Source organism: Streptomyces sp. NBC_01257 (genome assembly GCF_035917255.1).
In the GTDB taxonomy this organism is placed as follows: Bacteria; Actinomycetota; Actinomycetes; order Streptomycetales; family Streptomycetaceae; genus Streptomyces.
In genome coordinates this window covers 7,777,137-7,801,622 of sequence record NZ_CP108472.1, presented here as the reverse complement: position 1 = coordinate 7,801,622, position 24,486 = coordinate 7,777,137, and the positions used below count along the sequence as shown (strand labels likewise).

Below are 24,486 nucleotides of genomic sequence, written 5' to 3'. Positions count from 1 at the left end.
CGAACTGCCCGCAGTGGCGCCGCCCTTCACCTCGGGCGGCGCCACTGCCGTCGTACGATCCCTTCTGGAGCCCGCACCCATGCCCCGTACCTCCCAGCCCCTGCGGCGCCGTCGCACCGCACTTCCGCTGTACGCCTGCCTCACGCTCACCGCGCTCGCCGCACTCACCGGCTGCGCGGACACCTCGACATCCAAGGCCCCGGCGGATGCTGCCCACCGGCCCAGCACCATCAGCACCCCGGACACCGGCACCACCGTCACTCCGCCGAAGACCCCGAAGTCCTCCGCCCGGCCACCGGTCCACGTCTCCATCCCCTCGCTCGGAGTGGACAGCGCCGTCATGCGGCTCGGTCTCAACGCCGACGGCACGGTCGAAGTGCCGCCCGCCGAGAAGGGCATGACGGCCGGCTGGTACACCGGCGGCGCCGTCCCCGGCGAACCGGGCCCCGCCGTACTCATCGGCCACAACGACACCCGCTTCGGCCGGGCCGTCTTCCACGACCTCAAGAACATCACCAAGGGCGCGGACATCGCCGTCCGCGACGACGCGGGCACCGAGATCCACTTCACGGTCACCGGCCGCGAGACGGCCGACAAGAAGGCCTTCCCCACCGGGCGGGTCTACGGCCCCACCGACGACCGGGCCCTGCGGCTGATCACCTGCGACGGCGCGTTCGACGCCCAGGGGCACCCCGTCGACAACCTCATCGTCTACGCGAAGAGGAAGTGACGGCGGCGGGACGGCAGCCACGGTCGGCACGGGCGACGGCCGCACCCGATGGACGGCGGCGCGCCGGGCTCCCGGCACCCGCCGTCTACCCATGGGTAACTCCCCCTGCTTTCATGGGGCCAGGACGCGACCACCCCCCAACTGCAGCAGCAGAACCAGGAGCCCCAGTGCCGCACTCCGCCCTTCGCCGCATCTCCGGTGTCACCCTGTCCGCCGCGCTCGCCGCCGTCACCCTGGCCGTCGGCACACCGCCCGCCTCGGCCGCCGGTGCCACCCCGTCCCTGCGGGTGCTCACGTACAACACGTTCCTGATGAGCACGGCCCTGTACCCGAACTGGGGGCAGGCCCACCGGGCCGCGGAGATCCCGCGGGCGGGCTTCTTCCGCGGCAATGACGTCGTCGTGCTCCAGGAGGCCTTCGACAACGCCTCGTCGGACGCGCTGACGGCCGCCGCCTCGGACCAGTACCCGTTCCACACACCGGTCGTCGGCCGGAGCAGGAGCGGATGGGACGCCACCGGCGGGGCCTACTCCGCCACGACACCGGAGGACGGTGGCGTGACCGTCCTCAGCAAGTGGCCGATCGTCCGGCAGGAGCAGCACATCTACAAGGACGCCTGCGGCAGCGACTGGTGGTCCAACAAGGGCTTCGCCTATGCCGAACTGAACGTCGGCGGGGCCCGGGTGCACATCGTCGGCACCCACACCCAGTCGACCGACCCGGGGTGCGGGGCGGGCGAGGCCGCGGACATACGTGCCCGGCAGTTCCGGCAGATCGACGCGTTCCTCGACGCCAAGAACATCCCGGCGTCCGAGCAGGTCATCGTGGCCGGCGACCTCAACGTCGACTCACACTCCGCCGAGTACGCCGCGCTGCTCACGAACGCCGGCCTGACCGGGGCGGACACCCGCACCGGCCACACCTACTCCTTCGACACCCGGGACAACTCGATCGCTGCCGACCGCTACCCCGACGACCCCCGCGAGGACCTCGACTTCGTCCTGCACCGCACGGGCCACGCGAAGCCCACGGGCTGGACGAACGAGGTGGTCAAGGAGGACAGCGCGCCCTGGACCGTGTCGAGTTGGGGCACGGACTACACGTACACGAACCTCTCCGACCACTATCCGGTCGTCGCCTCGGCGAAGTAGCAGAACAGCCGGCCCCGCCCGCCGCGCACCCCGGCCACCGCTCCTCCGGCTCGCCGCCCGTACCGCATCGGGCGACCATGGAGGAGGGACCGGCCGGGGGCAAGGCGCGGGAGGCATCCGTGGCACGCGAGCACACCACTGACGTACTGATCGCGGGCGCCGGGCCCGTCGGGCTGAGCGCGGCCGCCGAACTCCGCCGGCGCGGAGTCCCGTGCCGGCTCGTCGACCGGCTGCCGGAGCGGCTCCCGTACGCCAAGGCCGTCGGCATCCAGCCGCGCACCCTGGAGATCTGGGACCGGATGGGCCTGGCCCGTACCGTGCTGGAGGCGGCCGCCCCGATGCGGGGCCAGCTGATCCACGTCAACGGCAGCGAGGTGGCGCGGATCGAGCTCGTCCTCCCGCCCGAGGTGCCCTACGGCTTCGCCGCGCTTCCGCAGTACGAGACCGAGCGCATCCTGGAGGAGTACGTGGCGGGCCTCGGCACCGTCATCGAGCGCGGGACCGAGCTGGTGTCCTTCGTCCAGGACGAGGGCGGCGTGACCGCCCGGCTGCGCACGGCCACCGGCGGCACCGAGGAGGTCAGGGCCCGCTTCCTGGTGGGCTGCGACGGCGCGCACAGCACCGTGCGCAAGGGGCTCGGGCTCACCTTCGAGGGCGGGGCGTTCGGCGAGGAGTACATGCTGGCCGATGTCGTCGCGGACTGGGACCTGCCGTACGGATACGGGGTGCGCGCCTCTCACACCGCCGACGACGGCTCCATCGACGATCTGCTGGTCTGCATCCCGCTTCCGGGCGCCGGGCGCTACCGGATGTCCATGCTGGTCCCGCCCGCCCTGTCCACCCGCCCGTCGGACGGTGCCGAGGTGGTGCACGGGCTGGAGGGCGGACGCGTCCCGGAGCTCTCCGACATCCAGACCGTCGTCGACCGGCTGGCCCCGCGGCCGGCGAACCTGTCCCGGATGCGCTGGTCCTCCGTGTTCCGGATCAGCCACCGGATCGTCGGGCGCTACGGCGACGGACGGGTCTTCGTCGCGGGCGACGCCGCGCACATCCACCCGCCGACCGGCGCCCAGGGCATGAACACCGGCATCCAGGACGCCTGCAACCTGGCCTGGAAACTCGCCCTCGTCGTCCGCGGGGAAGCCGGGCCCGCCCTCCTCACCAGCTACGACGCCGAGCGCCGCCCGGTCGGCGAGGAGGTCGTCGGCCGGACCGTCCGGCATGCCACGAAGGGGATCGAGAGCGACGCCGACGACATGGAGACACTGATGCTCCGCGAGGCCCAGCTGCTCGTCGGGTACCGGGACGGGCCGCTCGCCGGCGCCCCGTACGGGCCGGACGACGCACCCCAGCCCGGCGACCGGGCCCCTGACTGCCCCGGGCTGACCACTCCGGTGGCCGCCTACCCGCTGCGACTGCTCGACGTCCTGCGCGGGCTCACGGGGCATGTGCTGGTGCGGTACGCGGAGAAGGGCGTCGACGACGCCGGGGCGTTCGACGCGGCCGTGCCGGGCGGGCTGCACACGGTCACCGTGGTGGGCCGCGACGCTCCTGCGGACACCCCCGGCTACCGCGACGCCACCGGCGAGTTCGCCCGGCTCTACCGGCCGGACGGGCCGACCGGCTTCGTCGTGCGCCCGGACGGGCAGCTCGGCGCCCGCTTCCCGTTGTCAGCAACCCGGGAGGCCCTGACGGGATACCTGGCGTCCCTGTCCGCGGCCGAATGAACCGGCCGGGCAAGGGGCGGGGTACGACAGAAGAGCCAGGGTATTCAGTGAATACCCTGGCTCTTCGTGGTGTCCGAGGGGGGACTTGAACCCCCACGCCCGATAAAGGGCACTAGCACCTCAAGCTAGCGCGTCTGCCATTCCGCCACCCGGACCAGGTGGTCGGCCCCGGTCTCCCGCGGCGACAAAGAAAACAATACCAGGGGTTTGGGGTCGCCCTCACCTGTATATCCGGTGGTCAGTGCGGTGCCGACGGCTTCGGCGGCGCCTCGCGCGTTCTGCGCCCCGCAGGTCATGCACGGTGCGTCGCCGGCTGCGTACGTGCAGTGCGTCCGGAGGGTCGGTGGCGGGTTCCGCCGGTGCGCGGGCGGGCCGGGTTACGTTCGCGGGCATGAGTGATCGCGGCTACCGGCCACCCCGCGCGCTGTCGCCCCTGCGCGAGCACCTGCGCGAAACCTTCTGGTTCGCCCCGACCCTGACGCTGATCTGCGCCGTCGCGCTCTGGTTCATCGCCTCGGCACTCGACGAGCAGATCGTGACCTACCTCCAGGAGGAGCAGGCGTACGACGAGATCAAGGACCTGGTCTCGATCGCCGAGGACACGCAGACGATCGTCGTCACGATCAGCACGGCGATGATGACCTTCATCGGTGTGGTCTTCAGCATTTCGCTGGTGGCCGTCCAGATGGCGAGCGGGCAACTCACGCCGCGGGTGGTGCGGATTTTCGTGCGGAGCCGGATCAGCAAGCTCACGCTCTCCGTCTTCCTGGCGACGTTCGTGTTCTCGCTGCTGGTCCTCAGCTCGTACGAGAGCACGGTCGATCCGCGCCGCGTCGTGTCCGTCCCGTTTCTCCAGAGCATCCTGACCGCCGTGCTCGTCGGGCTCAGCCTGCTGCTCTTCATCGCGTACGTGAGCGCCACGCTGCGGTTGATGCAGGTCGGTCCCGTCGTCGACCGGATCACGCGGGACTCCTTCCATGTGCTGCGGCGGATGCCCGTCGGCGGGTCGCACGAGGAGGCGCTTCCCCCGGAAACCGGGCAGATCCTGCACGAGGGGCGGGCCGGGGTGCTGCGGGACGTGAACGTGGCGCGGCTGGTCCGGGCTGCCCGGCAGCAGGGCGTGGTGCTGCGGCTGATCCCCCGGCTCGGGGACTTCGTCGTGCCGGGCACGCCCGTGCTGGCAGTGCACGGCGGTACCGCAGCGCCGCCCCGGCGCGCGCTGCGGTACACGGTGTCCGTAGGGGTCGAGCGCACGCTCCACCAGGACCTGGCGTTCGGGCTGCGGCAGCTGTCGGACATCGCGCTGCGGGCGCTGTCGCCGGCGGTGAGCGATCCGACCACCGCCGTGCAGTGCCTCGACCGGATCGTGCAGTTCCTCGCGGCCGTGTCGGGGCTCCCCCTCGGCGCCGTCCACCACCGGGACCGCAAGGGGATGGTGCGGCTCGTTCAGGACGTGCCGGGATGGGTGGACCTCGTGGATCTCGGGTTCGAGGAGATCCGGCGGTGCGCGACCGACAGCCCGCAGGTGACGCGGCGGCTGCTGGCCGGCATCGATGACCTGGCGCTGCTGGCCGGGCCGGAGCGGCAGGGTCCGCTGCTCCGGCACCGTGCGCTGCTGGTACAGGCGGTGGAGCGCACGATGCCGGAGGCCGCCGAGCGGGAGTTCGCGCTGCTGCCCGACCGGCAGGGGATCGGGTAGGCGGCCCCGCCTAGGGTCTTTCGTTTGGATCAGGCCGGATCAGGGAGCGGGGTCCGGTGCGTGCGGCTGCAAGGCGGAGGAGGGAGTCGGATGGGGTCTCCCCTGCTCGAGCGAAGCCGAGAGCTTGGGGAAGGAGCATGGGCGACCGACGACAACGCGGGAGGGGGCCCCTCCCTGCTCGAGCGAAGTCGAGAGCTTGGGGGAGCGCGTGCCGGGGCCCGCGAGCCCGGCATGATCCAAACGAGAGGCCCTAGATCAGGTGGTGGTCCGGGAAGTTGCCCGGCAGGCGGTCGTCCGCCGGGCCGTCGGTCACGGCCCGGACCAGGAGTTCCCCGCCGACGAACGCCCCGCGCCAGGAGGCCCCGAAGCCGCCGAAGAGCTCGTCGCGGTCGCCCCGGGAGCGGGGTGTGCCGTGGCCGACCTTGAAGGCGCGGATCTGCGGGGCCAGCCTGTCGTACGTCGCGGGGTCGTCGGTCGAGAGGGTGGCGACCAGGGCCCCGTTGGACGCATTCATCGCGGCCAGCAGCTCCGCCTCCGTGTCGACCAGGACGATCGTGTCGACCGGGCCGAAGGGTTCCGCGTGGTGCAGCGGGGAGGACGGGGGCGGGTTGAGGAGCGTGACCGGGTGGAGGTACGCGGAGGTGTCCTGCCCGGGGAGGAAGCGGCCGTCGGACGTGGACGCGTCGGCGCGGTGAAGCGGGATCGCGCCGCGGTCGATCGCCTCCGCCACCTGGTCGGCCAGTTCCTTGGCCTTGGCCGCGTTGATCAGCGGGCCGAAGTCCAGCGCCGGGAGGGGGTCGGCCGGGTCCGCCACGGCGAGCGGATGGCCCACGCGCAACGAGCGGACCGCGGGGAGGTAGGCCGCCAGGAACGCGTCGAACGCGCTGCGCTGCACGACGAAGCGGGGGTAGGCGGTGCAGCGCTGCTTCCCGTAGTCGAAGAGCTTCGGGATCACGGCGGTCAGCGCGTCCCAGTCCGTGTGGTTCCAGATGCCCCAGGTGTTGAGCCCCTCCTGTTCGAGGATGTGCCGCTTGCCGAGGTCGGCCACCGCTGTGGCGATACGGGCTCCGGTGTCGCGGCCCCCGACGAAGGAGACGCAGCCGATCTCCGGTGACCGCACCAGCGCCTCGGAGAGTTCGCCCCCGCTGCCGCTGACGAGGGTGAGGGGGACGCCCTCGCGGGCGGCGAGCGCGCAGGCCAGGGTCAGGCAGGCCACGCCGCCGTCGGTGGGGGTCTTCGCGATCACCGCGTTGCCGGCCAGGGCCTGGACGAGCATCGCGTGGACCAGCACGGACATGGGGTAGTTCCAGCTGGCGATGTTGGAGACCGGGCCGGGGAGCGGGGTGCGGTCGACGAGCATCCGGTCGATGTGGTCGACGTACCACCGCACGCCGTCGATGGCCCGGTCCACGTCCGCCTGCGCGAGGCGCCAGGGTTTGCCGATCTCCCAGACGAGGAGGAGGGCCAGCAGTTCGCGGTGCTCGGTCAGGGCGTCGAGGGTCGCTGCCACGCGGGCGCTGCGCTCGGGGAGCGGGAGGTGGCGCCAGGCGCGGTGCTGGTCGAGGGCGGCACGGACGGCACGGGTCGCGGTGGGGGCGTCGAGCCGGGGCGGGGCCGCGATGGGGGTGCCGTCCACGGGGGTGGTGGCGGGGAGCACGCGGCCGTCGCGCTGCCAGGTGGAGGCCCAGAGGTTCAGGACGCGGTCGTCCTGGAAGGCCTCGGGGGCGGTGGCCAGGCAGCGGGTCCAGGCGTCTTGCCAGGCCGTGCCGGGTTTGAGGGTGGGGGTGGGGGTGGGGTCGGTGGAGTTGCTGGGTGCCATTCGGTCTCCGCTCTCGGTGCACAGTCGGGGCGGGGTGGTGCCGGGTGGTGCGGGGTGGTGCGGGTGGGGAGCGCCTGCGGCGGGCCTTTTCCCCTGCCCGCCCCTTCCCGTAGCCGGGGCTCCGCCCCGGACCCCGCGCCTCAAACGCCGGCGGGGCTGGATTCGGCCGGGGGCAGCGCCCCCGGGAGCAGGCGGGTCCTTGCCAGGTCGGCCGTCTCCGTGGGGGTCGAGCCGACCGCCACACCCGCCGCCTCCAGCGCGCTCCTCTTCGCCGCCGCCGTGCCCGACGCGCCCGAGACGATCGCGCCCGCGTGCCCCATCGTCCTGCCCTCGGGGGCCGTGAAGCCCGCGATGTAGGCGATCACCGGCTTGGTGACGTGGCGGGCGATGTGGGCCGCGGCCCGTTCCTCCGCGTCGCCGCCTATCTCGCCGATGAGGACGATCAGTTCGGTGTCGGGGTCCTCCTCGAAGGCCGTGAGGCAGTCGATGTGCGTGGTGCCGATCACCGGGTCGCCGCCGATGCCGACCGCCGAGGTGAAGCCGATGTCGCGGAGTTCGTGCATCAGTTGGTAGGTGAGCGTGCCCGATTTGGAGACCAGGCCGATGCGGCCGGGGGCCGGGGCGATGTCGGGCGGGATGATGCCCGCGTTGGACTGGCCCGGGCTGATCACGCCAGGGCAGTTGGGGCCGATGACGCGGGTGGAGCCGGCTCTGGCGTGGGCGTGGAAGGCGACCGCGTCGTGGACCGGGATGCCCTCGGTGATGACGACCGCGAGGGCGATGCCCGCGTCCACCGCCTCGATGACCGCCGACTTGGCGAAGGGGGGCGGGACGAAGACGATCGTGACGTCCGCGCCGGTGGCCGTCATGCCCTCCTGGACCGTGCCGAAGACCGGGACGGTTGTGCCGTCGACGTCCACGGTCCGGCCCGCCTTGCGCGGGTTGACGCCGCCGACGATCCGGGTGCCGGCGGCGAGCATGCGGCGGGTGTGTTTCATGCCCTCGGCGCCCGTCATGCCCTGGACGAGGACCCTGCTCTCCTTGGTGAGGTAGATGGCCATGTCCGCTCTCCCTATGCCGCGTCGGCGAGTCGGGCGGCGCTCAGCGCGGCGCCGTCCATCGTGGTGGACTGCTGGACCAGCGGGTGCGCCCGTGCGTCGAGGATCGCCCGGCCGCGGGCTGCGTTGTTGCCGTCGAGGCGGACGACGAGCGGTTTCGTCAGGCGTACGGTCTCCAGTGCCTGGACGATGCCCTCGGCCACCGCGTCGCAGGCGGTGATCCCGCCGAAGACGTTGACCAGGACCGAGGCCACGTCCGGGTCGGAGAGGACGACGGAGAGTCCGTCGGCCATGACGCGGGACGAGGCGCCGCCGCCGATGTCCAGGAAGTTGGCGGGCCGTGCGCCGCAGCCGGCGACGACGTCCAAGGTGGACATGACGAGTCCGGCGCCGTTGCCGATGATCCCGACCTCGCCGTCGAGCTTGACGTAGTTGAGCCCCTTCGCGGCCGCCTCGGCCTCCAGCGGGTCGGCGTGCGGGTCATCGGCCCCGGCACTCCAACGGGGCTGACGGAAGCGGGCGTTGTCGTCGAGTGTCACCTTGCCGTCCAGCGCGACGATCCGGCCGTCGGTGGTCAGGACGAGCGGGTTGACCTCGACCAGGAGGGCGTCCTCCCGGCTGAGGACCTGCCAGAGCCGTGCCAGGACACCGGCCGTCTCCGGTGGCAGTCCGGCCGCCGCGGCGATCTCACGCGCCTTGTCGTCCGTCACGCCTTCCACCGGGTCGACCGGGATGCGGGCCACCGCGTCCGGGTGGTTCGCGGCCACCTCCTCGATCTCCATCCCGCCCTCGGCGGACGCGATGGCGAGGAAGGTGCCGGCCGCCCGGTCCAGTACGTAGCCGACGTAGAACTCGGCCTCGATGTCCATCTGTTCGGCGAGCATCACCGTGCGGACCGGGTGGCCCTTGATGTCCATGCCGAGAATGCGGCGTGCGGTGAGAGCCGCCGCCGCGGGGTCGGCGGCCGTCTTCACCCCGCCCGCCTTGCCCCGGCCACCGGTCTTGACCTGGGCCTTGACGACGACGCGGCCGCCGAGCCGAGTGGCCGCCCCCTGCGCCGCGCCCGCGCTGTCGACGACCTCGGCGCGCGGTACCGCTATGCCGTGTTCAGCGAAGAGTTGCCGTGCCTGGTGCTCGTACAGATCCATAGCCACTCCCGATCGTGCCGATTGTGAAAGTGCCGCACGCCCCCTGGACACCACCCACCGGATGCGGGATAACAAGGTTCATACAGTATTCGTCGACTGTATGCAATGTACCGCGGGAGCACCGGACCGGCTCCCCGCACTCCCCTACGAAGGGACAGGGATCTTCATGCCCGAGGACAGCCAGGACCTCATTTCCGGTGGGCACTTGGTCGCGAAGGCGTTGAAGGCCGAGGGGGTGGAGCGCATCTACACCCTCTGCGGCGGCCACATCATCGACATCTACGACGGCTGCGTCGACGAGGGCATCGAGGTCGTCGACGTACGCCATGAACAGGTCGCCGCCCACGCCGCCGACGGCTACGCCCGGATCACCGGCAAGCCCGGGTGCGCCGTCGTCACCGCGGGGCCGGGGACGACGGACGCGGTGACGGGCGTCGCGAACGCCTTCCGTGCCGAGTCACCGATGCTGCTGATCGGGGGTCAGGGGGCGCACAGCCAGCACAAGATGGGCTCGCTCCAGGACCTCCCGCACGTCGAGATGATGGCGCCGATCTCGAAGTTCTCCGCCTCCGTGCCGGACACCGCGCGCGCCGCCGACATGGTGTCGATGGCGTTCCGCGAGTGCTACCACGGGGCGCCGGGTCCGTCCTTCCTGGAGATTCCGCGCGACGTGCTGGACGCCAAGGTGCCGGTGTCCAGGGCCCGGGTGCCGCAGGCCGGGCAGTACCGGGCCTCGACCCGCTCGCCCGGTGACCCCGCCGCCGTCGAGAGGCTGGCCGATCTGCTGGTCCACGCGGAGAAGCCGGCGATCCTGCTGGGCAGTCAGGTGTGGACCACCCGGGCGACGGACTCCGCGACCGAACTCGTACGGACGCTGAACGTCCCGGCGTACATGAACGGGGCGGGCCGCGGCACCCTGCCGCCCGGCGATCCGCACCACTTCCAGCTCTCGCGCCGCTACGCCTTCTCCAACGCCGACCTCATCATCATCGTGGGGACGCCCTTCGACTTCCGGATGGGCTACGGCAAGCGGCTCTCCCCCGACGCCACCGTCGTACAGATCGACCTCGACTACCGCACGGTCGGCAAGAACCGGGACGTCGACCTCGGGATCGTCGGTGACGCGGGCCTGGTCCTCAAGGCCGTCACCGAGGCCGCGAGCGGGCGGCTCAACGGCGGCGCGGTCAAGCGCAAGGCCTGGCTGGAGGAGCTGCGCGCCGCCGAACAGACCGCGATCGAGAAGAGGTTGCCGAGTCTGAGGTCGGACGCGTCGCCGATCCACCCGTACCGGCTGGTCAGCGAGATCAACGAGTTCCTCACCGAGGACTCGATCTACATCGGGGACGGCGGCGACATCGTGACCTTCTCAGGTCAGGTCGTGCAGCCGAAGTCGCCCGGGCACTGGATGGACCCGGGGCCGCTCGGCACGCTCGGGGTGGGGGTGCCGTTCGTGCTGGCCGCCAAGCAGGCCCGGCCGGACAAGGAGGTCGTGGCGCTCTTCGGTGACGGCGCGTTCTCCCTCACCGGGTGGGACTTCGAGACGCTGGTCCGCTACGACCTGCCCTTCGTCGGCATCGTCGGCAACAACTCCTCGATGAACCAGATCCGTTACGGCCAGAAGGCCAAGTACGGCGACGAGCGGCAGCGGGTCGGCAACACCCTCGGGGACGTCCACTACGACAAGTTCGCCCAGATGCTGGGCGGTTACGGCGAAGAGGTCCGCGACCCCGCCGACATCGGACCGGCGCTGCGGCGGGCCCGCGAGTCCGGGCTGCCGTCCCTGATCAACGTCTGGGTCGACCCGGACGCGTACGCCCCCGGAACCATGAACCAGACCATGTACAAGTAGCAGAGGAGCGGTTGGCATGACCAAGGCTCTTGAGGGCGTGCGCGTCCTCGACATGACGCACGTACAGTCCGGCCCCTCCGCCACCCAGCTGCTCGGCTGGCTCGGTGCGGACGTGGTGAAGCTGGAGGCTCCGAGCGGCGACATCACCCGCAGGCAGCTGCGCGACCTGCCCGATGTCGACTCCCTCTACTTCACGATGCTCAACTGCAACAAGCGGAGCATCACGCTGAACACCAAGAGCGCACGCGGCAAGGAGATCCTCACCGAACTCATCCGCCGCAGCGATGTGATGGTGGAGAACTTCGGGCCGGGGGCAGTCGACCGCATGGGGTTCACCTGGGAGCGGATCCAGGAGATCAACCCCCGCATCGTGTACGCCTCCATCAAGGGATTCGGTGAGGGCCCGTACACCGCCTTCAAGGCGTACGAGGTGGTCGCCCAGGCGATGGGCGGCTCGATGTCCACCACCGGGTTCGAGGACGGGCCGCCGCTGGCCACCGGTGCGCAGATCGGCGACTCCGGGACCGGGATCCACGCCGTCGCCGGCATCCTGGCCGCCCTGTACCAGCGCGAGAGCACCGGCCGGGGGCAGCGCGTCAACGTCGCCATGCAGCATGCCGTCCTCAATCTGTGCCGGGTGAAGCTGCGCGATCAACAGCGTCTCGAACACGGCCCGTTGGCCGAGTATCCGAACGAGGACTTCGGCGACGAGGTGCCGCGCAGCGGCAACGCCAGCGGTGGCGGGCAGCCCGGCTGGGCGGTGAAGTGCGCCCCCGGCGGGCCCAACGACTACGTGTACGTGATCGTGCAGCCCGTCGGCTGGCAGCCGCTCGCCTCGCTGATCGGGCGGCCCGAACTGGTGGAGGACCCCGAGTGGGCGACGCCGGAGGCCCGGCTGCCCAAGCTCGGCAAGATGTTCCAGCTCATCGAGGAGTGGTCGTCCACGCTCCCCAAGTGGCAGGTCCTGGAACAGCTCAACGGCCACAACATCCCGTGCGGTCCGATCCTGTCCACCAAGGAGATCATGGAGGACGAGTCGCTGGCCGCCAACGAGATGGTCGTCCGGGTCGAGCACCCCGAGCGCGGCACGTTCACCACCGTCGGCAGTCCGCTGAAGCTGTCCGACTCCCCCGTCGACGTGGTGACGTCACCGCTGCTCGGCCAGCACAACGAAGCGGTGTACATCGGCGAACTGGGCCTCGGTGACGAGGAACTGCGGCTGCTGAAGACGAGCGGAGTCATCTGATCATGGTCGAGTCACAGGATCGCGAACAGGTCAGGCAGCTGCTCGAATCCGTCCGGGCGGCCGGGCGCACGGCGCTCACCGCGCCCGAGGGCAAGATCGTGGCGGACGCGTACGGGATCGTGGTGCCCGGCGAGGAGCTGGCCCGGGACATCGACGAGGCGGTCGCCCACGCGGACCGGATCGGCGGGCCCGTCGTACTGAAGATCGTCTCGCCCGATGTGCTGCACAAGACGGACGCCGGCGGGGTCGTCGTCGGGGTGGAGGGCGCCGCGCAGGTGCGGGAGGCGTTCCGCCGCATCGTCGGGAACGTGCGGGCGTACGCGCCTGACGCGCGGATCGACGGCGTGCAGGTGCAGCAACTGGTGCCGCCCGGGCAGGAGGTCATCATCGGCGCGGTGACGGACCCGACGTTCGGCAAGGTCGTCGCGTTCGGTCTGGGCGGCGTGCTGGTGGAGGTGCTGAAGGACATCACCTTCCGGCTGGCTCCGGTCACCGCGGACGAGGCCCTGTCGATGCTCGACTCGATCGGCGCGGCGGAGGTCCTGCGCGGGGTGCGCGGCGCCCCGCCGGTGGACCGGTGGGCGCTGGCCGAGCAGATCCGGCGGGTGTCCCGACTGGTGGCGGACTTCCCGGAGATCGCCGAGGTCGACCTGAACCCGGTGATCGCCTCCCCGGAGGGGGCCGTCGCCGCCGACATCCGGATCCTGCTGTCCACCGAGGCGGTGAAGGAGCGCCGGAAGTACGGCCGGGAGGAGATCCTCGCCTCGATGCGCCGGCTGATGGAGCCGCGCTCGGTCGCCGTGATCGGGGCGTCCAACGAGGCCGGGAAGATCGGCAATTCGGTGATGCGCAATCTCATCGACGGCGGCTTCGCCGGGGAGATCCATCCGGTGAACCCGCGGGCCGATGACATTCTGGGCCGCAAAGCGTACAAGAGTGTCACGGACGTTCCCGGTGAGGTGGATGTGGCGGTCTTCGCGATCCCGGCCAAGTTCGTGGCGTCGGCGCTGGAGGAAGTGGGCCGCAAGGGCATCGCGAACGCGGTCCTCATCCCGTCCGGCTTCGCCGAGACCGGTGAACAGGCCCTGCAGGACGAGATCGTGGCGATCGGCGAGCGGTACGGGGTGCGGCTGCTGGGGCCGAACATCTACGGCTACTACTCCACGTGGCAGGACCTGTGCGCCACGTTCTGCACCCCGTACGACGTGAAGGGCGGGGTGGCGCTGACCTCCCAGTCCGGTGGCATCGGCATGGCGATCCTCGGCTTCGCCCGTTCGACGAAGACCGGTGTCTCGGCGATCGTCGGGCTCGGCAACAAGTCGGACCTGGACGAGGACGATCTGCTGACCTGGTTCGGCGAGGACCCGCACACCCAGTGCATCGCCATGCACCTGGAGGACCTCAAGGACGGGCGCGCGTTCGTGGAGGCGGCGCGGGCGACCGTACCGAAGAAGCCGATCGTGGTGCTCAAGGCGGGGCGGACGAGCGCGGGCGCGAAGGCCGCGGGTTCACACACCGGTGCGCTGGCCGGCGACGACGCCGTGTACGACGACATCCTGCGTCAGGCGGGGGTGATCCGGGCGCCGGGGCTCAACGAGATGCTGGAGTACGCGCGGGCGCTGCCGGTGCTGCCGGCGCCGAAGGGCGACAACGTCGTCATCATCACCGGCGCGGGCGGTTCGGGTGTGCTGCTGTCGGACGCGATCGTGGACAACGGCCTGTCGCTGATGGAGATCCCGCCGGATCTCGACTCCGCGTTCAAGGCGTTCATCCCGCCGTTCGGCGCGGCCGGCAACCCGATCGACATCACGGGCGGTGAGCCGCCTTCGACGTACGAGGCGACGATCCGGCTCGGTATGGAGGACCCGCGCATCCACGCGCTGGTCCTGGGCTACTGGCACACGATCGTCACTCCGCCGATGGTCTTCGCCGAGCTGACGGCCCGGGTGGTCCAGGAGTTCCGGGACCGCGGGATCGAGAAGCCGGTCGTGGCGTCGCTGGCCGGTGACACCGAGGTCGAGGAGGCCTGCGCGTATCTCTTCGAGCGGGGCGTCGTCGCCTACCCCTATACCACCGAGAAGCCGGTCGCGGCGCTCGGTGCGAAGTACCGCTGGGCAAGGGCCGCGGGGCTGCTGACCTGACCCTTCCCAGGCACGAGGAGTTTGGACAGGGGGCGCTGGCCAGGTTCTTTCGAAGCCAAGGGGAGATTCATGAGCACAGACGGACAACCGGGCGCGTCAGCCGTCGCGTACCGGGAAGTGACGGACAGCAAGGGCCGGATCTACCGGGTCGGCGAGTCGGACCGCAGCATCCTCGGTCACAGCCGGAAGACCATGGTGTACCTGCCGTGGATCGCGATGATGGCCATCAGCGTGTCGGAGTACGCCTACGGATCCGCGGAGGACACCCTCTCCGAGGCGCATGGCTGGACACAGAGCAACACCTTCTGGATTCTCAGCGTCTGGGTCTTCTTCCAGGCGGGCATCGCGTTCCCCGCCGGGTGGCTGCGCGAGAAGAACATCCTCACCGCGCGCCGCGCCATGTTCATCGGCGCCGCGCTCTGTCTGTTCGGCTTCCTCGCGCTCTCGCACGTCGACAACGTCTTCGGCGCGATCTGCGGCTTCGGCGTCGTCGGCGGGCTGGGGTCCGGACTCATCTACGCCACCTGCATCAACATGGTGGGCAAGTGGTTCCCGGAACGGCGCGGCGCGAAGACCGGATTCGTCAACGGCGGTTTCGCATATGGTGCGTTGCCCTTCATCTTCATCTTCAACTACGCCTTCGACACCAGCAACTACAACGAGGTGCTGGACCTCATCGGCCTCTACGTCCTGATCGTCGTGGCGGTCTGTGCCTGGTTCTTCAAGGACCCGCCGAAGAACTGGTGGCCCTCCGACATCGACCCGCTGAACTACACGGGCAACGCCAAGAGTGCGGCGAGCCTGGCGAAGAACCCTCCGGCGTCCAAGCAGTACACGCCGAAGGAGGCCATCAGGACGGGCATGCTGCCCCTGATGTGGATCACCATCGTCCTGACGGCCGGGGTGTCCATCTTCGGGATCTCCTTCCAGGTGGACTACGCGAAGGAGGTCGGCTTCGGCCCGCTGGTCGCGGCGTCGTCCATGGGGGTCATGGCCGTCATCAACGGGGTCGGCCGCGCGGTCGTCGGCTGGCTCTCGGACATCTGGGGCCGCAAGCTGACCCTGGTGTTCGTCATCGTCGTGCTGGGTCTCGCCCAGTTCGGCGTGATCTGGGCCGGGAACATGCACAGCGAGTGGCTGTTCCTGTTCTTCGCCTTCCTCTCCGGCTTCGGCGGCGGTGCGTTCTACCCGATGTTCGCCGCCCTGACCCCGGACTACTTCGGGGAGAACTACAACGCCACCAACTACGGCCTCGTCTACAGCGGCAAGCTGATCAGCGGACTGTTCGGCGGTGGTCTCGGCTCGATGGTGGTGGACTCCTGGGGCTACGACGGCGCCTATGCGCTGGCCGGGGCCATCTCCATGGTGGCGGCCTGCATCGCGCTGATGCTGAGGCAGCCGGGGCGGCCGCGGGTGCGGGACATCGTCCCCAATCCGCAGCCGGTCAGCCGGGAGGTCGTCTAGGGGCGACGAACTCTGCCCCGCGTACGCCGGGCCTCCCCGCACAGACAGGTGCGGGGAGGCCCGGCGTACGCGGCTGCCGTCCTACTTGCGGAGCGCCGCCATGCCCTGGTAGCTGATCTTCGCCTGCTTCAGGGACTGCGCGAGGTCCGTCGAGCTCGGTGCGGTGTCCTGCTCGACCATCGGGTTGCGGTAGTTCGTCTCCCCGACGCGGCTGAAGAAGGTCCGGTAGTCGATGACCCCGGTGCCGAAGGGGACCATGTCGTAGCCGTCGCCACTGGCCGTGTTGATGATGCCGTCCTTGGCGTGGAACAGCGGGTAGCGCTTGTTGTAGCGGCGGACCACGGCCGCGGGGTCGAAGACGTTCTCCCGGACCGATCCGTCGAGCGCGGTGTAGGTGTGGAACTTGTACTGGGCGACGTGTGCCCAGTAGACGTCCATCTCCAGCCACACGGTCTTCGGGTCGGTGACCTTCAGGAAGTACTCCAGCTTGCGGATGCCCGAGCTGCGGGTGGGCCGGCCCTGGTCGTCCAGCGGGCCGCCGTCGAGCAGGAAGCCGTAGGCCGCGTCGTGGTTGTGGGTGTACAGCTTGATGCCCTCGCGGTGGGCGATCTTGCCCAGCGCGTTCCACTTGTCGGCGGCCACGTCCCAGTCGGCACGGTAGGCGCTGCCAGTGGGGTCGCCACCGGTGCCCATGTGGTCCATGCCGAGGATGTTGGCTATTTCGAGGTGCCGCTTGAACGTGTCCAGGTCGCTCTGGCTGAGCGGCCAGGACCCCGGGATGAAGCCGTGGTTGCCCTGGGCCCGCAGCCCGTAGTCGTCCAGCCACGAGCGCAGCAGCTTCGCGCCCTCCACCGTCTCCAGGTTGCTGCCGCCGGGCGCGTTGGCGTGCTGTCCGTAGCCGGCGAACTCGACCTGCTTGTAGCCGTAGCGGGCCAGCTCCTTGAAGACGTCACGGAAGCCCGAGGGAAGGGTGGTGCTGAGCGGGTCCCGGCCCGTGGCGTCGCGCACGGTGTACAGGATGATGCCCCGCTTCGACGGCGGGACGAGTGCCTGGCCGTGCCCGTGACCGTGCCCGTGGTCGTGCTCGTGGCCGTGGCCGTGGCCGTGCCCCTGCTGGGAGGCGGGCTGCGCGAAGGCCGGTGATGCGCCGAACACGGGGGCGGCGATCGCCGCTCCCGTGGCGGCGGTGCAGGTGCTGAGGAAGCGGCGGCGGTTGATGCCGAGGCTGCGGCGCAGGGCGCCGTCCGTTCCGGATGCGTCGTTGAACTCGGTCACGGTCTCTCTCTTTCTCGAGGATGCGCACTACGGGGGTGTGCGCAGCGCTGTGCTCGGACCGGTCTCACGCGAGGCCGGCCAGCGTGAGGAGCAGGGACTTCACTTCGGTGGCCCGGACGGGGCCGGTGAACGCGTGGGGGGTGGAGCAGAGGATGAGCGGACCTTCGTCTTCGCTCAGCGGGAGGCGGCCGTGGCTGCCCCGGATGGGTGACGGATCGAGCGGCACGACCGCCATGCGGTAGCGCATGCCGAGCTTCTTGCGGGCGACCGCCGTGACCGCCTTGACCCGTACGTACGGGTCCTGCGGGTCCATGAAGAGCTCGACGGGGTCGTAGCCGGGTTTGCGGTGGATCTCGACGAGCTGGGCGAAGTCGGGCGCCCGGGCGTCGTCGAGCCAGTAGTAGTACGTGAACCAGGCGTCCGGTTCCGCGACGGCGACCAGCTCCCCGGAGCGGGGGTGGTCCAGGCCCTGGGCCTTCTTGCCCTCGTCGTCCAGGAGCTGCTCGATGCCCGGGAGGTCCGCCAGGGCGGCGCGGGCCGCTTCGAGGTCCTCGGGGCGGCGTACGTAGATGTGGGCGATCTGGTGGTCGGCCACGGCGAAGGCCCGGGACGTCATCGGGTCCAGGTACTCCATGCCGTCCTGGGTGTGGACCTCCAGGAGTCCGGCCCGGCGCAGCGCCCGGTTGATGTCGACGGGCCGGTCGACGCGGGTGATGCCGTACTCGGAGAGGGCGACGACGGTGCGGCCCTCGCGGCGGGCGTCGTCCAGGAGCGGGGCGACGGCCCGGTCGAGGTCGGCGGCCGCCTTGAAGGACCTGGGGTCGTCGGGGCCGAAGCGCTGGAGGTCGTAGTCCAGGTGCGGGAGGTAGCAGAGGGCGAGGTCGGGGTGGCGGGTGTCGAGGATGTGGCGGGTCGCGTCGATGATCCACTGCGAGGAGACCAGGTCGGCGCCGGGTCCCCAGAAGTGGAAGAGGGGGAAGGTGCCGAGCTTGTCGGTGAGCTCGTCGTGGAGGGCGGGCGGGCGGGTGTAGCAGTCGGGTTCCTTGCGGCCGTCGGCGTAGTAGACGGGGCGCGGGGTGACGGTGTAGTCGGTGTCGGCCCCCATGGCGTACCACCAGCAGATGTTGGCGACGGTGTAGCCGGGGTGGGAGCGGCGGGCGGCGTCCCAGAGCTTGTCGCCCTCGACGAGTCCGTTGTGCTGGCGCCACAGGAGGACGTCACCGAGCTCCCGGAAGTACCAGCCGTTGGCGACGATGCCGTGCTCGGCCGGGGTGGTGCCGGTGAGGAAGGTGGACTGGGCGGCGCAGGTGACGGCGGGCAGCACGGTGCCGAGCGGTGCGTGGGTGCCGGTCCGGCCCAGGGCCTTGAGGTGGGGCATGTGGTCGAGGAGCCGCGGGGTGAGTCCCACGACGTCCAGGACCAGGAGCGGGGTGGGCGAGCCGGTCGTCCCTGCGGTGGTCATGGCAGCTCCTTGAGGCCGAGGTCGACCAGGAGGTCGCGGGCGAGGGTGAGTTCGGCGGCGATGCCGTCGGCGAGCTGGGCGCGGGTGCGTGGCCGCAGCTCGGCCGGGAGTGCCTGCCAGGTGTACGTCTCGACCTCCAGGTGCCGGGTGAGCGGCCGGGCCCCGCCGACCAGGCGGGTCAGCGTGGACCGGAGCACCGGGAGGGTGGAGGTGAGCGGGGGTGCCGGCGGGGCGTGCAGGGGGACGTGGAAGTGGGCGCGCCACGGGGCGCTGTCGGGCAGGGCCTCACCGCCGACGGCCTCGTCGAGGTCGTCGGTGCCGCGCAGTCCGGCGGCGGTGGCGACGCGGGTCTGGTGCAGGAAGCGGGGTTCGGCGAAGGCGGCGAGGGCGGTGCGCACCTCGGGGAGGTGGGGGTGCTCGGCGTGCAGGGCGGCGGAGAGCTGCGCCTTGACGGCGGGGATGCCGGCCGCGGTGAGTGCGTCGAGTGCGGTGTCCGGGTCCTCGAAGGAGGTGGCGAGGTGGCAGGTGTCGATGCAGACGCCGATGCGGGCGTGGCCGACCGCGGTGAGCGGGGCGATGGCGTCGGCGGTGGTCTCGACGGTGCATCCGGGTTCGGGTTCGAGGCCGATCCGGATGGACTTGCCCGTGAGTTCGGCGAGTGCGTCGAGGCGTTCGCCGAGGGTGGTGAGCGCGGCGAGTGCGGTGCGGGCAGCCTCGGGGTCGCCCGTGTAGGGGGTGCGCCAGGCGAGCGGGAGGGTGGAGATGGTGCCTTCGGTGACGTCGTCGGGCAGCAGCGTGGCGAGGAGCCGGGCGAGGTCGCTGGTGTGGGCGAGCCGTTCGGGGTCGGTCCAGTCCGGCTTGTAGACCCGGTACTTGACCTCCTCGGCGCCGAATCCCTCGTACGGGAAGCCGTTGAGGGTGACGACTTCGAGGCCGCGGCGCTCCAGCTCGGAGCGCAGGGAGCGCAGCTGCGAGGGGTCGTTGATCAGGGTGCGGGCGGCGTCCCTGGCGAGCCAGAGGCCGATGCCGAGGCGGTCGCGGCCGAGGCGTCTGCGTACGGGCTCGCAGTGGTCGCGGAGCTGGGACCGGACACCGTCCAGGGTCTCCGCGGGGTGGACGTTGGTGCAGTACGCGAGGTGGACGACGGTGCCGTCGGGGTGGCGGAAGCGCATGGCCTCACTCCCCGCCGCGCAGGATGGAGTTGCCCTCGTGGAGCGGTTCGGGGGCGGCGGTGTCGAGGTGGAGACGGCCGCTCTGGCCGTAGAAGGCGACCGGGTTGCGCCACAGCACCTGGTCGACGTCGTCCTCGCTGAATCCGGCGGCGAGCATGGCGTCGCCCACCCGGCGGGTCTTCAGCGGATCGCTCTTTCCCCAGTCCGCGGCGGAGTTGACGAGGACCTTCTCCGTGCCGTGCAGCTTGAGGACGGCGACCATGCGGTCCTCGTCCATCTTGGTGTCGGGGTAGATGGAGAACCCGGCCCAGCAGCCGCTGTCCAGGGCGTCCTTGACCGTCGTCTCGTTGAGGTGGTCGAGCAGCACGAGTTCCGGGGCGAGGCGGGACTCGCGTACGACGTCGATGGTGCGGCGCAGGCCGGCGAGCTTGTCGCGGTGCGGGGTGTGGACGAGCGCGGGCAGTCCGTGGTCGGCGGCCAGCTGGAGCTGGGCGGCCAGCGCGTGGTCCTCGGCCGGGGTCATCGAGTCGTAGCCGATCTCGCCGACGGCGACGACGGAGTCCTTGACGAGGTAGCGGGGCAGGGCGTCGAGGACCGGGGTGCAGCGGGGGTCGTTCGCCTCTTTGGGGTTGAGGGCGAGCGTGCAGTGGTGGGCGATGCCGTACTGGGCGGCGCGGAAGGGCTCCCAGCCGAGCAGGGCGTCGAAGTAGTCGAAGAAGCTGGCGGGCGAGGTGCGGGGCTGGCCCAGCCAGAAGGAGGGTTCGACCAGGGCGCGGACCCCGGAGTCGTACATCGCCCGGTAGTCGTCCGTGGTGCGGGAGGTCATGTGGATGTGGGGGTCGAAGATGCGCATCAGGACTCCTCGGGTGAGACCGTGGGGGCGTCGGGAGCGGTGGCGGGGGCGTCCGGGCCGGGGGCCGTGAGCGCGAGTACGTGGTGCAGGCCGGCGGGGACGGGGCGGCCGGCCGCGATGCGTTCCGCCGCGAAGTCGCCCAGCATCCGGGCGAGTTCCGCGTCGCCGCGTGATCTTCGGGCCAGCTGGTCGACGGCTTCCACGGGGACGCCGGTGAACAGGCATTTGAGGACGGCGTGGCGCCAGTGGTGCGGGGCGAGGTGAACGGCGGCGTACGGCCCGACGGCCGCGGCGACCAGCGTGGTGTCGTTGGTGCGCAGGGCGTCCTCGACGAGCGGCAGGGCGGTGGCGCCGAGGTCCAGTGCGGGCAGCGTGAGCAGGACGGCGCGGCGTTCGGCGGCCGTGCCCTGCTCGTAGATGCGGGTCAGTGCGGGCAGGGTGGTGCGGGCCTCGACGAGCAGCAAGGAGCGTACGGAGTCGGCGTGTTCGAGTCCGCAGTGCCGGCCGGCGGCGGCGTACCGCAGTTCCCACGGAGGTACGGCGTAGTTATCCGCGGGTGCGGTGTCCGGGTGGGCTGCGGCGTGGGCGGCCTCGGCGAGGGCTTCGTCGAGCCAGGCGCGTGCGGCTCCGCCGAGCAGGGTGTCGAGTTCCTTGCGGGTCAGGAGTGGGGTCGTGGGGGTGGGCGTCATGACGTGCTCCCTTCGGCGGCTGGGCCCGGGTGGCTCGGCGGGCGGTGCTTGTTGAGGAAGTCGATTGAGGTGCGGGCGAGTTCGGGGCCCGCGTGGGAGTGGCGTGGCAGCTCGACGACGGTGAGGCCGGCGTATCCGGTGTCGCCGAGCGCGTCGAGTGCGGCGAGCACGGGCGGGAAGTCGATCTCGCCGTCGCCGAAGGGCAGGTGCTCGTGGACGCCGCGGCGCATGTCCTCGATCTGGACGTGCCGCAGCCAGGGGGCGGCGTCGCGCACGCAGTCGACGGGCAGGGCGGGCTCCAGGCACTGGCAGTGGCCGATGTCGAGGGTGAGCCCGAGGGGCTCCGGGTCGCCGCACAGCACCCGCAGGTGGTGGAAGTCCGCGAGGTTGGCGAGGAGGTGTCCGGGCTCCGGTTCGATCGCGAGGGGCACCCCGGCCCGGTCCGCCGCGTCCAGGACCGGGCCGAGGGCGTCGGTGAGGCGCTGCCACGCGGTGTCGGGCGCGGTGTCCGGCGGGGTGACGCCGCTGAAGCAGTGGACGGCGTGGGCGCCGAGTCCGGCGGCGACGTCGACGGCCCGGACGAGCAGCGCGGTGCGGGCGGCGCGGGCCTCCGGGTCCGGGTCCAGCAGCGAGGGGCCGTGCTTGCGGCGCGGGTCCAGGACGTAGCGGGCGCCGGTCTCCACGGTGACTCCGAGCCCGAGTTCCCGGAGCCGGTCGGATACCTGCCGGGTGCGGGCTGCGAGGTCCGGGGCCATCGGGTCGAGGTGCATGTGGTCGAGGGTCAGGCCGACGCCGTCGTAGCCGAGGTCGGCGAGGAGCCCGAGGGCGTCGTCGAGGCGGAGGTCGGTGAGCCCGTTGGTGCCGTAGCCGAGGCGGAGTGTCATGTGGGGCTCACCTTCCGGGAGAGGGCGCGGGCGAGCGGGACGAGGCCCATGACGGCGAGCCCCGTACCGGCGGCTCCGGCGCGTGCGGCCAGGGCCGCCTGGAGCGGGATCATCGCCCGGATGCCGCTGCCGACGGCGCGCTGGGTGAGCGGCGGCGACGGGTTGAGCGCGGCGTGCGCGAGGGGCCGGGCCGTGGTGCGGACGTAGGCGCCGGTGAGCGCGGTGACCAGCAGCCGGGCGGGGGCGCCCCGCGCCGTACCCCGGGAGGTGTGTCCCTCGCGCACCACGGCGCCGCCGATTCCGGCGACGGCCGCGAGGGCGGCGAGGGGTGCGGTGGTGGATCCGCCCTGTGTCTCGTGGCGGGAGACGGTGGTGACCGCGTAGGTGTGGGCGCCGAGCAGGGCGGCGGGCAGGGCGGCGCGGGCCGCTGCGCGGGGTGCGGCCTGTCCCGCCGCGGTGGCCGTCGCTCCCAGCAGCAGGTCGAGGGCGCGCGCCGCCGCCATCGCGGCCGGACCGGCCGGGGTGTGCTTGAGACGGAGGTCGTACGCCCAGACGGTGGCCGCGAGGCCGGTGGCCACGCCCAGCGCCGGGCGGCCGGCCCGGGCGGCGAGGGCGAGGCCCGCCGCGGTCAGGGCGCCGGCCGCCGTGAGCGCGGCCCGGGGTGTGATCCGGCCCGAGGGGATCGGGCGGTGCGGGCGGTCGACGGCGTCCTCCTCGCGGTCCGCCCAGTCGTTGAGGGCCATGCCCGCCTCGTACAGGCAGAGCGAGGCGCCCACCGCCAGCGCGGTGGAGCGGTCGGGGCGCCGTCCGGCGGCGGCCGCACCCGCGAGTGCGTCGCCCGGGACGGTGAAGAGTGCGGAGACCCTGAGCAGTTCCGCCCAGGCGCCTGCCGTCACTTCTCCCCCCGCAGGCGCTCGGCGAAGGCCAGCAGCGCGAGGTACTGCTCGGACAGGGCGGCCGGTCCGCCGTCCGGGTCCTTGAAGTAGAAGCCGAGCTCGGGCCGCGGGCCGGTCAGGCCCGCTTCGTGGGCGCGGGCCAGCAGCCGGGCCAGGTCGAGGACCAGAGGCGCGGCGAGCGCGGAGTCGCAGCCCTGCCAGGTGGTCTGGAGGACCATGCGGGCGCCGAGGAACCCGTCGAAGGCGATGTGGTCCCAGGCGGTCTTCCAGTCGCCGAGCGCCGGGACGTCGTCGATGTGGACCTCGCCCTCGGGGGCGGCGCCGAGGGTGTCGGCGAGGACGCGCTCCTTGCCGGCGTTCTTCGCCGCGGCGGCGGCCGGGTCGGCAAGCGCTGCCCCGTCGCCGCCGCCCAGCAGGTTGGTGCCGGACCAGGCCCGTACGGGCAGGGCGCGCTGCACGAACATCGGGGCCAGGACCGAGCGCAGCAGGGTCTGGCCGGTCTTGCCGTCGCGGCCGGCGTGAGGAAGTCCGGCGGCCGCGACGGCGTCCTGGAGGGCGGGCGCGCGCAGCCCGGTGGAGGGGGTGAAGTTGACGTACGGACAGCCGGCCCGGAGCGCGGCGGCGGCGTAGAGCGAGCTGGCGGGCAGCCGCTCGGCGTCGGGGGCGGGTGCCGGTTCGGTGGAGGACACGTTGACGACGACGGTCCTGGCCAGATCGTTGCGGCGGCCGAAGTCGGTGAGGTCGGCGGCGAACGCGGTGATGAGCTCCTCGTCCGTGCGGGTGTCGCCTGGGACGGGTCCGCCGGGCCGTATCTCCGCGTCGGCGGCGGCGAGTTCGGCCCGGACCGCCGACGGGAGTCCGTGCGGCAGCACTCCCCCGGCGGCGAGCGCCTCGGCCCGTTTGGGGAGGGGGCAGTCCAGGGTGTCGTGGCCGCCGAAGACGAGGGAGGTCACGGGTGGCAGGCCGCTGTCGGCGAACGGGGCGGTCTCGGTGACCATGCCGGCGGCCGGGTGGAGTCCCGCCGCGACCGCTGCGCACCCCGCCGTGGCGGTGGTGGCGACGGAGCCGCGTGCTCCGATGAACCAGACTCCGGTACGAACGGCGTGTGCTGACACGGGCTGCCTCCCTGGCTGGGGGTCCTGGCTGGGCAGAGCTGATGGCGCTGTACTGGAGGGGCCGGGGACGGCGGGCGGGGTGTGAGGCCCCGCCCGCCGCCGGCCGGG

19 protein-coding genes and 1 tRNA gene are annotated in these 24,486 nt (G+C 71.7%); 8 read left to right on the top strand and 12 right to left on the bottom strand.

The window, feature by feature from the left end:
- Window positions 1-79: 79 nt before the first annotated feature.
- The 3 genes from OG408_RS34075 (at window position 80) to OG408_RS34065 (ending at window position 3,608) form a co-directional block, all read left to right on the top strand.
- A complete protein-coding gene (locus tag OG408_RS34075) occupies window positions 80-730 on the top strand; it encodes a class F sortase (protein WP_326673584.1) in 651 nt (216 codons plus the stop codon).
- A 167-nt stretch (window positions 731-897) separates the two neighbouring features.
- Complete coding sequence (gene sph, locus OG408_RS34070; protein ID WP_326673583.1) at window positions 898-1,881, top strand: sphingomyelin phosphodiesterase; 984 nt, start codon at window positions 898-900, stop codon at window positions 1,879-1,881.
- A gap of 77 nt (window positions 1,882-1,958) precedes the next feature.
- A complete protein-coding gene (locus tag OG408_RS34065) occupies window positions 1,959-3,608 on the top strand; it encodes an FAD-dependent monooxygenase (RefSeq protein WP_326673582.1) in 1,650 nt (549 codons plus the stop codon).
- A 67-nt stretch (window positions 3,609-3,675) separates the two neighbouring features.
- Here OG408_RS34065 and OG408_RS34060 read toward each other — a convergent pair.
- Window positions 3,676-3,763, bottom strand: a tRNA-Leu gene (locus OG408_RS34060).
- A gap of 236 nt (window positions 3,764-3,999) precedes the next feature.
- Between OG408_RS34060 and OG408_RS34055 the strand changes: the two genes are divergently transcribed.
- Complete coding sequence (locus OG408_RS34055) at window positions 4,000-5,307, top strand: DUF2254 domain-containing protein (RefSeq protein WP_266785253.1); 1,308 nt, start codon at window positions 4,000-4,002, stop codon at window positions 5,305-5,307.
- 250 nt (window positions 5,308-5,557) lie between these two features.
- Here the strand turns inward: OG408_RS34055 and OG408_RS34050 are convergent, their stop codons facing one another.
- The 3 genes from OG408_RS34050 to sucC all read right to left on the bottom strand — a co-directional run bounded on the left by OG408_RS34050 (window position 5,558) and on the right by sucC (window position 9,332).
- Entirely contained in the window at window positions 5,558-7,126 is a 1,569-nt protein-coding gene (locus tag OG408_RS34050; RefSeq protein ID WP_326673581.1) for an aldehyde dehydrogenase family protein, read from the bottom strand.
- 140 nt (window positions 7,127-7,266) lie between these two features.
- A complete protein-coding gene (gene sucD, locus OG408_RS34045) occupies window positions 7,267-8,187 on the bottom strand; it encodes a succinate--CoA ligase subunit alpha (protein ID WP_326673580.1) in 921 nt (306 codons plus the stop codon).
- 11 nt (window positions 8,188-8,198) lie between these two features.
- Window positions 8,199-9,332: an ADP-forming succinate--CoA ligase subunit beta gene (gene sucC / locus OG408_RS34040; RefSeq protein ID WP_326673579.1), complete on the bottom strand. Its 1,134-nt coding sequence runs from the start codon at window positions 9,330-9,332 to the stop codon at window positions 8,199-8,201.
- Between the two features lie 166 nt (window positions 9,333-9,498).
- Between sucC and OG408_RS34035 the strand changes: the two genes are divergently transcribed.
- From OG408_RS34035 to OG408_RS34020, 4 genes are all read left to right on the top strand, one after another.
- A complete protein-coding gene (locus OG408_RS34035; protein WP_266785245.1) occupies window positions 9,499-11,181 on the top strand; it encodes a thiamine pyrophosphate-binding protein in 1,683 nt (560 codons plus the stop codon).
- Window positions 11,182-11,197: 16 nt separating this feature from the next.
- On the top strand, window positions 11,198-12,427 hold the full coding sequence (gene frc, locus OG408_RS34030; RefSeq protein WP_266785243.1) for a formyl-CoA transferase: 1,230 nt from the start codon (window positions 11,198-11,200) through the stop codon (window positions 12,425-12,427).
- 2 nt (window positions 12,428-12,429) lie between these two features.
- Window positions 12,430-14,568: an acetate--CoA ligase family protein gene (locus OG408_RS34025; protein WP_285564303.1), complete on the top strand. Its 2,139-nt coding sequence runs from the start codon at window positions 12,430-12,432 to the stop codon at window positions 14,566-14,568.
- A gap of 69 nt (window positions 14,569-14,637) precedes the next feature.
- Window positions 14,638-16,032 carry an OFA family MFS transporter gene (locus OG408_RS34020; protein ID WP_285564304.1) on the top strand — a complete coding sequence of 465 codons (1,395 nt, stop codon included), beginning with the start codon at window positions 14,638-14,640 and terminating at the stop codon, window positions 16,030-16,032.
- Between the two features lie 81 nt (window positions 16,033-16,113).
- Here OG408_RS34020 and OG408_RS34015 read toward each other — a convergent pair whose 3' ends face one another.
- The 8 genes from OG408_RS34015 to OG408_RS33980 all read right to left on the bottom strand — a co-directional run bounded on the left by OG408_RS34015 (window position 16,114) and on the right by OG408_RS33980 (window position 24,378).
- Window positions 16,114-17,307 (bottom strand): sugar phosphate isomerase/epimerase family protein, encoded by a 1,194-nt coding sequence (locus tag OG408_RS34015; RefSeq protein WP_266785237.1) that lies wholly within the window; start codon window positions 17,305-17,307, stop codon window positions 16,114-16,116.
- Window positions 17,308-17,371: 64 nt separating this feature from the next.
- A complete protein-coding gene (locus tag OG408_RS34010; RefSeq protein ID WP_266785235.1) occupies window positions 17,372-18,769 on the bottom strand; it encodes a nucleotide pyrophosphatase/phosphodiesterase family protein in 1,398 nt (465 codons plus the stop codon).
- Complete coding sequence (eboE, locus tag OG408_RS34005) at window positions 18,766-19,941, bottom strand: metabolite traffic protein EboE (protein WP_266785233.1); 1,176 nt, start codon at window positions 19,939-19,941, stop codon at window positions 18,766-18,768. Before eboE ends, OG408_RS34010 begins: the two co-directional genes overlap by 4 nt.
- A 4-nt stretch (window positions 19,942-19,945) precedes the next feature.
- Window positions 19,946-20,794: a TatD family hydrolase gene (locus tag OG408_RS34000; protein ID WP_266785231.1), complete on the bottom strand. Its 849-nt coding sequence runs from the start codon at window positions 20,792-20,794 to the stop codon at window positions 19,946-19,948.
- A complete protein-coding gene (locus tag OG408_RS33995; RefSeq protein ID WP_326673578.1) occupies window positions 20,794-21,483 on the bottom strand; it encodes an EboA domain-containing protein in 690 nt (229 codons plus the stop codon). Before OG408_RS33995 ends, OG408_RS34000 begins: the two co-directional genes overlap by 1 nt.
- The gene (locus tag OG408_RS33990; RefSeq protein ID WP_266785227.1) at window positions 21,480-22,367 is read right to left on the bottom strand and encodes a sugar phosphate isomerase/epimerase family protein; all 888 of its coding nucleotides are present in this window, start codon (window positions 22,365-22,367) and stop codon (window positions 21,480-21,482) included. Before OG408_RS33990 ends, OG408_RS33995 begins: the two co-directional genes overlap by 4 nt.
- A complete protein-coding gene (locus OG408_RS33985) occupies window positions 22,364-23,263 on the bottom strand; it encodes an SCO3242 family prenyltransferase (protein ID WP_326673577.1) in 900 nt (299 codons plus the stop codon). The genes OG408_RS33990 and OG408_RS33985 overlap by 4 nt, the downstream gene beginning before the upstream one ends.
- A complete protein-coding gene (locus OG408_RS33980; RefSeq protein WP_266785223.1) occupies window positions 23,260-24,378 on the bottom strand; it encodes an inositol-3-phosphate synthase in 1,119 nt (372 codons plus the stop codon). The genes OG408_RS33985 and OG408_RS33980 overlap by 4 nt, the downstream gene beginning before the upstream one ends.
- Window positions 24,379-24,486: the final 108 nt, after the last annotated feature.

Excerpts from the sequence above, each read along its gene's own strand:
- sucD (WP_326673580.1), bottom strand. The coding sequence starts at position 8,187 with ATGGCCATCTACCTCACCAAGGAGAGCAGGGTCCTCGTCCAGGGCATG.
- OG408_RS34035 (WP_266785245.1), top strand. The coding sequence starts at position 9,499 with ATGCCCGAGGACAGCCAGGACCTCATTTCCGGTGGGCACTTGGTCGCG.
- OG408_RS33990 (WP_266785227.1), bottom strand. The coding sequence starts at position 22,367 with ATGACACTCCGCCTCGGCTACGGCACCAACGGGCTCACCGACCTCCGC.
- frc (WP_266785243.1), top strand. The coding sequence starts at position 11,198 with ATGACCAAGGCTCTTGAGGGCGTGCGCGTCCTCGACATGACGCACGTA.
- OG408_RS34050 (WP_326673581.1), bottom strand. The coding sequence starts at position 7,126 with ATGGCACCCAGCAACTCCACCGACCCCACCCCCACCCCCACCCTCAAA.
- sucC (WP_326673579.1), bottom strand. The coding sequence starts at position 9,332 with ATGGATCTGTACGAGCACCAGGCACGGCAACTCTTCGCTGAACACGGC.
- OG408_RS34000 (WP_266785231.1), bottom strand. The coding sequence starts at position 20,794 with ATGCGCATCTTCGACCCCCACATCCACATGACCTCCCGCACCACGGAC.
- OG408_RS34020 (WP_285564304.1), top strand. The coding sequence starts at position 14,638 with ATGAGCACAGACGGACAACCGGGCGCGTCAGCCGTCGCGTACCGGGAA.
- OG408_RS34065 (WP_326673582.1), top strand. The coding sequence starts at position 1,959 with ATGGAGGAGGGACCGGCCGGGGGCAAGGCGCGGGAGGCATCCGTGGCA.
- OG408_RS34075 (WP_326673584.1), top strand. The coding sequence starts at position 80 with ATGCCCCGTACCTCCCAGCCCCTGCGGCGCCGTCGCACCGCACTTCCG.
- OG408_RS34025 (WP_285564303.1), top strand. The coding sequence starts at position 12,430 with ATGGTCGAGTCACAGGATCGCGAACAGGTCAGGCAGCTGCTCGAATCC.
- OG408_RS33995 (WP_326673578.1), bottom strand. The coding sequence starts at position 21,483 with ATGACGCCCACCCCCACGACCCCACTCCTGACCCGCAAGGAACTCGAC.
- OG408_RS34055 (WP_266785253.1), top strand. The coding sequence starts at position 4,000 with ATGAGTGATCGCGGCTACCGGCCACCCCGCGCGCTGTCGCCCCTGCGC.
- OG408_RS34010 (WP_266785235.1), bottom strand. The coding sequence starts at position 18,769 with ATGACCACCGCAGGGACGACCGGCTCGCCCACCCCGCTCCTGGTCCTG.
- eboE (WP_266785233.1), bottom strand. The coding sequence starts at position 19,941 with ATGCGCTTCCGCCACCCCGACGGCACCGTCGTCCACCTCGCGTACTGC.